The following is a 10,972-nucleotide window of genomic DNA, read 5'->3' on the forward strand; positions in this document are numbered from 1 at the left end:
GCGGCCTCAGCGCCGCACGGGGCGACGACGCCGTCGCGACATCTCCAGCGAGTGGATGAGCGCCTCGCGGCGGGCCGCCCGGTCCGCGCCCTCGCGGGGCTCCGGCACCTCGGCCGTCACACGGCGGACGAGCTGGCGGCGCGCCGCCTGCGTCGTGGGCCCCGGGGCGACGACCCGGCCGGCCGCGCGGGCCCGGCCCGCCGCTGCGCCGGCGAGCACGACGCCGCTCCCCTGCTCCGTCACGTCGACCACGTCCCTCCGGTCCCCCGCCGGCCCCCCCGACGGCTCCGGCGCCTCGCGCCGCCCGTAGTGCATCACCCGAGAGTCACCTGTGGTCGCAGGATGTCATCACGATCCGGTATCCCGCCGTCACGATCCGGTCACCGCCGGACGTCAACCTTTCCGCGGACCGACGTCGTCGTGCTCGACGGCGCACCGAGGCGCTCGGAGGTGACGGCCTCAGGCGAGGACGCCGTCGGCGACGAGGACGGCCGGGCCGGCGAGCTCGACGCGCCCGCCCTCCAGCGCCCGCACGCGCAGCCGCCCCCCGGGCACGGCCACCCGCCAGACGTCCGGGGAGTCCGCGCCGGCCCACAGGCGGACGGCGAGGGCGGCGGCGCAGGCGCCCGTGCCGCACGAGCGCGTCTCGCCCACACCCCGCTCGCTGACCCGCATGAGCAGGGCGCCGACCCCGGGGGCGGGGGCGTCGAGCGGGACGACGAGCTCGACGTTCGCGCCGTCCGCCGGCGCGGGCTCGACGACGGGTGCCCCGAGCAGGTCCGCGGCCTCGAGCTCGTCGCGGCCGGTGAGCGCCACGACGACGTGGGGGTTGCCGAGGTCGAGCGACAGCCCCGGGCGCGGGACGCCGTCGAGCCCCCGCACGCCGACCGTGACGTCGAAGCCGTCGGCGGCCGCGGCGTCCCCGCCCGGCACCGTCCAGGGGCCCATGTCGACGGCGAACCACCCCGGGCGGCCCTCGTCGTCCTCGGCGGCGGTGACGCGCTTGACGCCGGAGCGGGTGCCCACGGCGAGGGCCCGGCCGTCGGCCAGGTCCGCCGGGTCGACGAGACCCTCGCGCAGGAGGTGGGCGACGAGGACGCGCACACCGTTGCCGCACATCTGCGCGGCGCTGCCGTCGGCGTTGCGGTAGTCCATGAACCAGGTGGCGCCCGGGTCCTCGGCGAGCGCGGCTGCACCCTCGGGGAGCGCGTCGCTGCGCACGGCCCGGATGACGCCGTCGCCGCCGACGCCGGCGCGCCGGTCGCACAGGAGGCGGACCGCCGCGTCGTCGAGGGCGAGGCGCCCGTCCGGGTCCGTGAGCAGCACGAAGTCGTTCTCCGTGCCGTGGCCGGTGGTGAAGCGCAGGCCGCTCAGGGACGTCGGCGCGTCGGGCTCGGCGGTCACGGGCTCGGTCGTCACGGGCTCGGTGGTCACACGCCGAGGCTACGCACCGGACGGTGGGGCGGCCCTCGCGTCGACGGGGGCGTCCACGGGCGCGGGGGCTCGGGCGACCTCGTCGAGGGCCCGTCGCAGGAGGTCGTCGGCGTCGTCGACGACGTCCAGCCACCGCACGCGCGGGTCACGGCGGAACCAGCTCTCCTGGCGCCGGGCGAAGCGCCGCGTGGCCGCCGTCGTCGCGGCCAGGGCCTCCTCGAGCGAGCAGCGGCCGTCGAGGTGCTCGAGGACCTGGGCGTACCCGAGCGCCCGCGGGGCCGTGCGGCCCTCGCGCAGCCCGGCGCCCTCGAGCCCCCGGACCTCCTCGACGAGGCCGGCGTCGGCCATGGCTCGCACGCGCCGGGCCACGCGGTCGTCGAGCTCCGGGCGCGGCAGGCGCAGGCCGACCTGGACGACGGGCTCGAGCGCGGGCGGGTGCTCGTAGCGCGGCATCGTCGCGCTGAAGGGCCGCCCGCTGACCTCGATGGCCTCCAGGGCGCGGACGACGCGGCGCTCGTTGGTGGGCAGGACCGCGGCCGCGGCCGCCGGGTCGAGCTCCGCGAGCCGGGCGTGCAGCGCGGGAGCGCCGAGCCGGTCCGCCTCGGCCTGCCAGCGCGCCCGCACCTGCGGGTCGGTGCCGGGGAACTCGAGCGCGTCCAGGACGGCCCGCACGTAGAGGCCGCTCCCGCCGACGAGGACGGGGACGAGTCCGCGGGCGCGGACGTCGGCGACCGCGGCGCGGGCGGCCCGCTGGTAGGCCGCGACGCTCGCCTCCTCGCGCACGTCGAGGACGTCGAGCTGGTGGTGGGGGACGCCGCAGCGCTCGGCGACGGGCAGCTTGGCCGTGCCGACGTCCATGCCGCGGTAGAGCTGGGAGGCGTCGGCGTTGACGACCTCGCCGCCGAGGGCCAGGGCGACGGCGACGCCGAGGTCGGACTTGCCCGTGGCGGTCGGGCCGACGACGGCGACGAGCGGCGGCTGCTCGCCCCCGCCCGGCAGGGGGCGGACGTCCTGCGCGACCGGTCCCTCCACGCCCGCAGACCCTGCCACAGCGCGCGGGTCCGCCCGCCGGGCCGCCGACCCGGCGTCGGCGCCCCGCGCGGTCCGACGGCCGGGCGCCCGTGCGGGCGGCGGCGGGCGCGGTGGTTGGATCGACGGTGATGAGCCCGCTGGAGGTCGGCCTGCTGGTCCTCGCGGGCGTCGGCGGGGGGCTCGTCGGCTCGGTCGTCGGCCTGGCCTCGCTCGTGACCTACCCCGCGCTCCTCGCGGCCGGGCTGCCGCCCGTGACGGCCAACGTCACCAACACCGTCGCCCTCGTCGCCTCGGGCGTCGGGTCCGCGGCCAGCAGCCGCCCCGAGCTCGCGGGCCAGCGGCCCCGCCTCGTGCGCCTGGCGCCCGTCTTCGCCGTCGGCGGCCTCGCCGGCGCCGTCCTGCTCGTGACGACGCCGGGTGAGGTGTTCGAACGGGTCGTCCCCTTCCTCGTCGGCGGCGCCTCGGTCCTCATGCTGGCCCAGCCGCGCCTGCGCCGGCTCCTGCGCCGGGAGGCCGCTCCCGTCGACGAGCCGGGCGACGACGTCCGCGAGTCGTGGCCGGCCCTCGTGGGCCTCTTCCTCGTCGCGGTCTACGGCGGCTACTTCGGCGCAGCCGCCGGGGTGCTCGTGCCCGTGCTGCTCGGCTTCGTCCTCGACACGACGATCCAGCGGCTCGTGGCGCTGAAGAACATCCTCCTCATGGTGAGCAACCTCGTCGCCGCGGCGCTCTTCCTCGTGCTCGGCGAGGTCGACCTCCTGGCCGCCCTCCCCCTCGCCGTCGGCATCCTCGTCGGCGGCTGGCTCGGGCCGATCGTCGCCCGGCGCCTCCCCCAGGGCGTGCTGCGGGCCGTCATCGGCGTCGCCGGGCTGGGGCTGGCGGTCCGGCTCTGGGTCACCGCGGGCTGAGCGGTCGCCTCCCGCGGGGGGTCGGCAGGGTCAGCGGCGCAGGCCGGGCAGGCCGAGGGCGACGGGCGCGCCGGCCGGCCGGGGCTCCCCCGCGGGCGCCGGCACGCCGCACGAGGCGGCCTGGCGGCGGTCCCACGCGTCCCCGGCCCGCGTGCGCCGCAGGCGGTGCACGGCCGGGGCGCCCAGCTCGGGCCCGACGCCGACGGCGGGGTCGGCGACGAGGTGGTGCGGCGCGGCGTAGGTGATGCGCGTGGTCACCATGTCGCCCGGCCGCGGCACCTCGGCGCCCTCGGGCAGCGCGACGTGCACGAGCCGGTTGTCGGGCGCCCGGCCCGAGATGCGGGACGTGGCGTCGTCCTTGCGGCCCTCGCCGACCGAGACCATGACCTCGACCTCGCGACCGACCTGGGTCTTCCCCTCGTCCCAGCTGATCTGCTCCTGCAGCGCGACGAGGCGCTCGAAGCGCTCCTGGACGACGGCCTTGGGCACCTGGTCGGCCATCGTCGCCGCCGGCGTGCCGGGGCGCGGGGAGTACTGGAACGTGAAGGCCTGCGCGAAGCGGGACGCGGCGACGACGTCGAGCGTGGCCTGGAAGTCCTCCTCCGTCTCCCCCGGGAAGCCGACGATGAGGTCGGTCGAGATCGCGGCGTCGGGGATGGCGGCGCGCACGCGCTCGAGGATCCCGAGGAAGCGGGTGCTGCGGTAGGAGCGGCGCATCGCGCGCAGCACCCGGTCCGACCCCGACTGCAGCGGCATGTGCAGCTGCGGCATGACGTTCGGCGTCTCGGCCATGGCGGCGATGACGTCGTCGGTGAAGGAGGCGGGGTGGGGGCTGGTGAAGCGCACGCGCTCGAGGCCGTCGACCTGCCCGCAGGCGCGCAGCAGCTTCGCGAACGCGCCGCGGTCGCCCAGCTCGATGCCGTAGGTGTTGACGTTCTGGCCGAGGAGGGTGACCTCGACGGCGCCGTCGTCGACGAGCGCCCGCACCTCGGCGAGGACGTCGCCGGGCCGGCGGTCCTTCTCCGTGCCGCGCAGCGCCGGGACGATGCAGAAGGTGCACGTGTTCGTGCAGCCGACGCTGATGGACACCCACCCCGAGGCCGCGGAGTCGCGCTTCGTCGGGAGGGTGGAGGGGAAGGTCTCGAGCGACTCGAGGATCTCCACCTCGGCGCGGCGGTTGTGCGCCGACCGCTCGAGCAGCGCCGGCAGCGACCCGATGTTGTGGGTGCCGAAGACGACGTCGACCCAGGGCGCCCTCTCGACGATCGTCGAGCGGTCCTTCTGCGCCAGGCACCCGCCGACCGCGATCTGCATGCCGGGCCGCTGGGCCTTCACCGGCGCGAGCTGGCCGAGGTTGCCGTAGAGCTTGTTGTCGGCGTTCTCGCGCACCGCGCACGTGTTGAAGACGACGACGTCGGCCGTCTCCGGCCGCTCCCCCGCCGCGAGCGGGGAGTACCCGGCCGCCTCGAGCGAGCCGGAGAGGCGCTCGGAGTCGTGGACGTTCATCTGGCAGCCGAAGGTCCGCACCGCGTAGGTGCGCACCGGGGCGGTCCGGTGGTCCGTCGCGGGGGCCGTGGTGGGGGCGTCAGCGGTGGCAGTCATGGCGCGGCCAGGGTACGTCCGCGCGGCGCCGCCCCACGGACCTCCACGGGCCTCCCCCCGCGCCGCGCGCGCACCGCCGCGACGTGCCCACGGTCACGATGCCGTCACGGTCCCGCGCCGTCCCCACGCGCCGTCGTCGCGCGGCTACCTTGCGGCGCGTGACCACCAGCCAGGAGGGCGCCGCCGGCGGCCGCGAGCCGCTCGTCGTGATGTCCGGCGTCGACAAGCACTTCGGTGACCTCCACGTGCTCAAGGGCGTCGACCTCACCGTCGGGCGCGGCGAGGTGGTCGTCGTCATCGGGCCCTCCGGCTCCGGCAAGTCGACGCTGTGCCGGACGATCAACCGGCTCGAGGGCGTCGACAGCGGCTCCATCACCATCGACGGCGACGAGCTGCCCGCCGAGGGCAAGGCGCTCGCGCGGCTGCGGGCCGACGTCGGCATGGTCTTCCAGGCCTTCAACCTCTTCGCGCACAAGACGGTGCTCGAGAACGTCACGCTCGGCCCCACCAAGGTGCGCGGCGTGAAGCGGGCCGACGCCGAGAAGCGCGGCCGCGAGCTGCTCGACCGCGTCGGGGTGGGGCACCAGGCCGAGAAGTACCCCGCCCAGCTGTCGGGCGGCCAGCAGCAGCGCGTGGCCATCGCCCGGGCCCTCGCCATGGAGCCCAAGGTCATGCTCTTCGACGAGCCGACCTCGGCGCTCGACCCCGAGATGATCAACGAGGTGCTGGAGGTCATGACGGACCTCGCGAAGAGCGGCATGACGATGGTCGTCGTCACGCACGAGATGGGCTTCGCCCGCCGCGCCGCCGACCGCGTCGTGTTCATGGCCGACGGCGAGCTCGTCGAGCAGGCCGACCCGGAGACCTTCTTCACCGCGCCGACGTCGCCGCGGGCCAAGGACTTCCTCTCCAAGATCTTCACCCACTGAGACGGCACCGCCCCCGCCGTCGCCCGCAGCAGCACCACCGGACCAGCACCACCGGACCAGCACCACCGGCACCCGCGACCCGCGGCCGCCGGACCCGACCCGAGGAGACCCCCCGTGCGCACCCGCTCCCTCGCCCTCGCCGCCGGTCTGACCACCGGCGCGCTCGTCCTCGCCGGCTGCGGCGGCGACTCCGGCTCCGGCTCCGGCGGGTCGGAGGCCGAGCCGACCGTCGCCGAGGCGCCGGAGTTCCCCGAGGGCTCGACCATGGCCGAGATCGCCGACGCCGGGACGATGAGCATCGGCACGAAGTACGACCAGCCCGGCTTCGGCCTCCTCAACCTCGAGGAGGTGCCCGAGGGCTTCGACGTCCGCATCGCGGAGTACATCGCCGGGCAGATGGGCGTCGCGCCGGAGGACATCTCGTGGACGGAGGCGCCGAGCGCCCAGCGCGAGGAGCTCATCGCGAGCGGCGACGTCGACATGGTGGTCGCGACCTACACCATCAACGACGAGCGGCGCGAGCGCGTCACCTTCGCCGGCCCCTACTACGTCGCCGGCCAGCAGATCCTCGTGGCCCAGGACAACGACGTCATCACCAGCCCCGAGGACCTGGCGAACAACCCCGACCAGGTCGTCTGCTCGGTGACGGGCTCGACCCCGGCCGAGAACATCCGGCAGTACCTGGCCAGCCCCGACCAGCTGGTGGAGTTCGGGGTGTACGAGGACTGCATCACGGCGCTCGACAACGGGCAGGTGCAGGCCGTCACGACGGACAACGTCATCCTCACCGGCTTCGTCGCCGAGTCCGACGGCGCCTACAAGCTCGTCGGCGAGCAGTTCACCGAGGAGCCCTACGGGATCGGCATCGAGAAGGGCGACGTCGAGTTCTGCCAGTTCATCAACGACGCGCTCCAGCAGGCGGCGGACGAGGGCTACTACGAGGAGGCCTGGACCGAGACGGCCGGCCAGTTCGAGGGCACCGAGGTGCCCGAGCTGCCCGAGCCCGACGAGTGCGTCTGACCGAGGGCACGACGACCAGGGCGCCTGTCCCGGACTGACGAGGACCGGCCCCCGGTGGGGGGGGGGGGGGGGGGGGGGGGGGGGGGGGGGGGGGGGGGGGGGGGGGGGGGGGGGGGGGGGGGGGGGGGGGGGGGGGGGGGGGGGGGGGGGGGGGGGGGGGGGGGGGGGGGGGGGGGGGGGGGGGGGGGNACGACCCTGACTGGAGGTGGGCGTGGAGCCCGTGGTCGACAACCTCGACCTGTACTGGTCCGGCTTCCTGACCTCGCTCGGCATCGTCCTGTGGGGCGTCGCGGGGTCGCTGCTCCTCGGCACCCTGCTCGCGACCTTCCGGATCTCCCCGGTGCCGGTGCTCCAGCGCTTCGGGGCGGCCTACGTCGCCGCCGTCCGGAACACCCCGCTGACGATCGTGCTCTTCTTCATGGCGTTCGCCGTCCCGCCGGCTTTCGGGATCTCCCCGGACTTCTACCTCACCGGCACGGTCGGCCTCGTCCTGTACACGGCGGCCTTCGTCTGCGAGGCCGTCCGGAGCGGCGTCAACGCCGTCCCCGCGGGCCAGGCGGAGGCGGCGCGGGCGCTCGGGCTGGGCTTCCGCCAGAACCTGACGCTCGTCGTCCTGCCGCAGGCGCTGCGGACCGTCGTCCCCCCCGTCGGCAACGTCGTCATCGCCATGATCAAGAACTCGGCGGTCGTCGGCGCCGTCGGCGTCTCCGGCGACCTCTTCAGCACCTACCGCCGCCTCACCAGCGCCTTCGGCTACGAGCGCCTGCCCGTCATCACCGGTGTCGCCGTCGGCTTCCTCGTCATGACCTTCACCGCGGCAGCCGTGCTGGCCCTCGCCGAGCGCCGGCTGGAGGTGGCCCGGTGAGCCAGCCCAACGCCGTCCTCTTCGACGAGCTCGGCCCCCGGGGCCGCCGTCGTGTCCGCACCTTGACGGTCGTGAGCGCGGTGGTCCTCGTGCTCGTCCTCGTCCTCGCGGTGGTCCGCCTGGCCCAGAACGGCCAGTTCGCCTACGACCTGTGGGCCCCGCTCGTCGACCCGACGACGGAGGAGTTCCCCCTGGTGTGGCAGCGGCTCGGGCGGGGCCTGCTGTGGACCCTGGCCGTCGCCGCCGTCGCCATGGCGGGCTCCCTCGTGATCGGCGTGGGGATCGCCGTGGCTCGTCTGTCGCTCGGCCGCTACGGGCGCCTGCCGCTCGTCGCCGTGGTCGAGCTCTTCCGCGGCCTGCCCGTCGTCGTGACCATCCTCTACGTCAGCATCGCGCTGCCCGTCCTCGGCGTGGACCTCAGCGACAACTGGTTCCTGGCGATCGGCCTCATCGTCTACAACTGCGTCGTCATCAGCGAGATCGTCCGCGCCGGTGTGCTGGCCGTCCCCCACGGCCAGGTGGAGGCGGGCCAGGCGGTGGGCCTCCGCCCTTCCCAGGTCATGCGCTCCATCCAGCTGCCGCAGGCCTTCCGCTCGATGCTCCCCGCGATCATCAGCCAGCTGGTCGTCATCCTCAAGGACACGGCCCTCGGGGCCGTCGTCCTCAACGGCGTCACCGAGCTGACGCGCCAAGGGCAGCAGCTGCGCAACTTCTTCGACAACGCGCTGCAGACCTTCTTCGTCGTCGCCGTCATCTACGTCGTCGTCAACATCCTCCTGGGCAAGGCGGCCGAGGTCCTCGAGCGGCGGCTCAGCCGGAGCCGCACCGCCTCCGCCTCCGCCGTCGCCGAGGACGAGGAGTCGGTGCGGGTCTGACGCCCGCGAGCGCGCCGCCGCCGCGCGGGCGCTCAGGCACCGGTGGGTCGCGCGGCGGAGGGCGGCGCTCAGCCCGGTGCCACCTCGCCACCCTCCCCGTCGAGCGCCTCGCGCACCACCGCTCGGGCGAGACCACCGCCGTAGCCCTTGCGCGCCAGGAGACCCAGCAGGCGGCGCTCGCGCACCGCCCGGTCGAGCCCGCTCGTCGCCCGGAGGCGGCGGGCGACGAGCTGCTCGGCGACCGCGCGCTCGTCCTCGTCGGTGACCTCCTCCAGGGCGGCCCGGGCGACGTCGTCGTCGACGCCCTTGCTCCGCAGCTCGTGCTGCAGCCCGCGGCGCGCCAGCCCCCGGGTCGCCTGCCGGGAGCGCACGAGCATCCCCGCGTAGGCCTCGTCGTCGACGAGGCCCACCTCGGCGAGGCGGTCGAGCACCTGGGCGGCGACGTCGCGCTCGACGCCCTTGGTCGCCATCTTCCGCTCGAGCTCGGCGCGGCTCCGCGGCGCCATGTTCAGCTGGCGCAGCGCCACCGCCCGCGCCACCGCGACCGGGTCGGCGTCCGCGTCCTCGCTGGGAGGGCCGGACGGCGCGGCACCCTTCCGGCCGGCGTCGTCGTCGCCCCTCGCGGAGCGACGGCGAGCGTCACCACTCGCTCGCCGACGCCGGCCGGGACGCTCCCGGCCGGCGTCCCCCTCGGGGCCGGGGAGGGCGGGCTCGTCGCTCAGAACGCGACCTCGGCCTCCGCGGGCTCGGCCGGGGCGTCCACGCGGGGCCCGATGCCGAGCTTCTCCTTGATCTTCTTCTCGAGCTCGTCGGCGAGGTCGGGGTTGTCGCGCATGAAGGCGCGCGCGTTCTCCTTGCCCTGCCCGAGCTGGTCGCCGTCGTAGGTGTACCAGGCGCCCGACTTGCGGACGAAGCCCTGCTCGACACCCATGTCGATGAGGCCGCCCTCCCGGGAGATGCCCTGCCCGTAGAGGATGTCGAACTCCGCCTGCTTGAACGGCGGGCTGACCTTGTTCTTGACGACCTTGACCCGGGTGCGGTTGCCGACGGGCTCGGTGCCGTCCTTGAGCGTCTCGATGCGGCGCACGTCGAGGCGCACGGACGCGTAGAACTTCAGCGCCTTGCCGCCCGTCGTCGTCTCGGGCGAGCCGAACATCACGCCGATCTTCTCGCGCAGCTGGTTGATGAAGATCGCCGTGGTGCCCGAGCTGTTGAGGGCACCGGTGATCTTGCGCAGCGCCTGCGACATGAGGCGGGCCTGGAGGCCGACGTGGCTGTCGCCCATCTCGCCCTCGATCTCCGCGCGGGGCACGAGGGCTGCCACCGAGTCGATGACGATGATGTCGAGCGCGCCGGAGCGGATGAGCATGTCGGCGATCTCGAGCGCCTGCTCACCGGTGTCGGGCTGGCTGACGAGCAGCGCGTCGGTGTCGACGCCCAGCTTGGCGGCGTAGTCGGGGTCGAGCGCGTGCTCGGCGTCGATGAAGGCGGCGATGCCGCCCGCCCGCTGGGCGTTGGCCACGGCGTGCAGGGCGACGGTGGTCTTGCCGCTGGACTCCGGGCCGTAGACCTCGACGACGCGGCCGCGGGGCAGCCCGCCGATGCCGAGGGCGATGTCGAGCGAGATGGACCCCGTGGGGATCACCTCGATGGGCGCGCGCACCTCGTCGCCGAGGCGCATCACCGAGCCCTTGCCGAACTGGCGGTCGATCTGCGCGAGCGCCGTCTCGAGCGCCTTGCCGCGGTCTGCCGTCACGGGCATGTGTTCACCTCAGGGTCTGCGCCGGCCGGCCGGCCGGGGTGGCTTCTCATCCGTCGGGGCGACGCTAGGAGCCCCCACCGACAGCGGGGCCCCCGCGCCCGGGAGCTGTGGACGGACGACCTGCGGGGCCGCCCTGTGCGCGCTCAGAGTAGGCGAACACCCGTTCGAGGCGGGGCGACACGCCCGGCGCGTCGGAGCCCGGCCTCGTGCGGCCGTCCCGGCCCGGCGAGAGCGCCCGCCGCCGACCGCCGTCAGCGCCGCCGCGCCGGCTCGTCGCGCCCGAGCCGGCGCTCGGGCGGCACGTCCATGGCCTCGCACACCGCGGCCCACACCTCGCGCGGCGGCGTCCCGGCCTCGAGGGCCTGGTCCGGCGTCCGGCCGTCCAGCGCCCCGATCACCTGCGTGGAGGCCACCGACCGCGCGTAGGCGGCGCCGAGCTCGTCGTCCATCAGCCGCCAGAACTCGCTCAACCGCACCCGACCAGGGTGCCACCCGGGGCGGCGGCGGCCCAGGGCCCGGGGGGTGCCGCGACGTCGTGCGGCGCCCCG

12 protein-coding genes are annotated in these 10,972 nt (G+C 75.5%); 5 read left to right on the forward strand and 7 right to left on the reverse strand.

Annotated features, from left to right (window positions below):
* Positions 1 to 6 precede the first annotated feature (6 nt).
* The 3 genes from WDV85_RS10015 to miaA form a co-directional block, all read right to left on the reverse strand.
* A complete protein-coding gene (locus WDV85_RS10015) occupies positions 7 to 243 on the reverse strand; it encodes a hypothetical protein (protein ID WP_298803967.1) in 237 nt (78 codons plus the stop codon).
* A gap of 216 nt (positions 244 to 459) precedes the next feature.
* Positions 460 to 1,434, reverse strand: coding sequence for a diaminopimelate epimerase (dapF, locus tag WDV85_RS10020; RefSeq protein WP_339570473.1), 975 nt, complete (start codon positions 1,432 to 1,434; stop codon positions 460 to 462).
* Between the two features lie 9 nt (positions 1,435 to 1,443).
* Entirely contained in the window at positions 1,444 to 2,466 is a 1,023-nt protein-coding gene (miaA, locus tag WDV85_RS10025) for a tRNA (adenosine(37)-N6)-dimethylallyltransferase MiaA (protein WP_339570474.1), read from the reverse strand.
* A 128-nt stretch (positions 2,467 to 2,594) separates the two neighbouring features.
* On the opposite strand from miaA, the gene WDV85_RS10030 reads away from it, so the two are divergent.
* Positions 2,595 to 3,371 carry a sulfite exporter TauE/SafE family protein gene (locus tag WDV85_RS10030; protein ID WP_339570475.1) on the forward strand — a complete coding sequence of 259 codons (777 nt, stop codon included), beginning with the start codon at positions 2,595 to 2,597 and terminating at the stop codon, positions 3,369 to 3,371.
* 30 nt (positions 3,372 to 3,401) lie between these two features.
* Here the strand turns inward: WDV85_RS10030 and miaB are convergent, their stop codons facing one another.
* Positions 3,402 to 4,973: a tRNA (N6-isopentenyl adenosine(37)-C2)-methylthiotransferase MiaB gene (gene miaB / locus WDV85_RS10035; RefSeq protein WP_339570476.1), complete on the reverse strand. Its 1,572-nt coding sequence runs from the start codon at positions 4,971 to 4,973 to the stop codon at positions 3,402 to 3,404.
* Between the two features lie 209 nt (positions 4,974 to 5,182).
* Here miaB and WDV85_RS10040 point away from each other — a divergent pair, with 209 nt between their 5' ends.
* From WDV85_RS10040 to WDV85_RS10055, 4 genes are all read left to right on the forward strand, one after another.
* Positions 5,183 to 5,902 (forward strand): amino acid ABC transporter ATP-binding protein, encoded by a 720-nt coding sequence (locus WDV85_RS10040; protein ID WP_339570620.1) that lies wholly within the window; start codon positions 5,183 to 5,185, stop codon positions 5,900 to 5,902.
* 114 nt (positions 5,903 to 6,016) lie between these two features.
* Positions 6,017 to 6,922, forward strand: a complete 906-nt coding sequence (locus tag WDV85_RS10045) for a glutamate ABC transporter substrate-binding protein (protein ID WP_339570477.1) — start codon at positions 6,017 to 6,019, stop codon at positions 6,920 to 6,922.
* Positions 6,923 to 7,133: 211 nt separating this feature from the next.
* Positions 7,134 to 7,787 carry an amino acid ABC transporter permease gene (locus WDV85_RS10050; protein ID WP_339570478.1) on the forward strand — a complete coding sequence of 218 codons (654 nt, stop codon included), beginning with the start codon at positions 7,134 to 7,136 and terminating at the stop codon, positions 7,785 to 7,787.
* A complete protein-coding gene (locus tag WDV85_RS10055) occupies positions 7,784 to 8,662 on the forward strand; it encodes an amino acid ABC transporter permease (protein ID WP_339570479.1) in 879 nt (292 codons plus the stop codon). The genes WDV85_RS10050 and WDV85_RS10055 overlap by 4 nt, the downstream gene beginning before the upstream one ends.
* Before the next feature lie 68 nt (positions 8,663 to 8,730).
* Here the strand turns inward: WDV85_RS10055 and WDV85_RS10060 are convergent, their stop codons facing one another.
* The 3 genes from WDV85_RS10060 to WDV85_RS10070 all read right to left on the reverse strand — a co-directional run bounded on the left by WDV85_RS10060 (position 8,731) and on the right by WDV85_RS10070 (position 10,900).
* On the reverse strand, positions 8,731 to 9,201 hold the full coding sequence (locus WDV85_RS10060) for a regulatory protein RecX (RefSeq protein ID WP_339570480.1): 471 nt from the start codon (positions 9,199 to 9,201) through the stop codon (positions 8,731 to 8,733).
* 179 nt (positions 9,202 to 9,380) lie between these two features.
* Positions 9,381 to 10,424, reverse strand: a complete 1,044-nt coding sequence (recA, locus tag WDV85_RS10065) for a recombinase RecA (RefSeq protein WP_339570481.1) — start codon at positions 10,422 to 10,424, stop codon at positions 9,381 to 9,383.
* A 251-nt stretch (positions 10,425 to 10,675) separates the two neighbouring features.
* Complete coding sequence (locus WDV85_RS10070) at positions 10,676 to 10,900, reverse strand: DUF3046 domain-containing protein (protein WP_339570482.1); 225 nt, start codon at positions 10,898 to 10,900, stop codon at positions 10,676 to 10,678.
* Between the last annotated feature and the right edge of the window lie 72 nt (positions 10,901 to 10,972).

Source organism: Pseudokineococcus sp. 5B2Z-1 (assembly GCF_037482305.1).
Taxonomy (GTDB): Bacteria; Actinomycetota; Actinomycetes; order Actinomycetales; family Quadrisphaeraceae; genus Pseudokineococcus.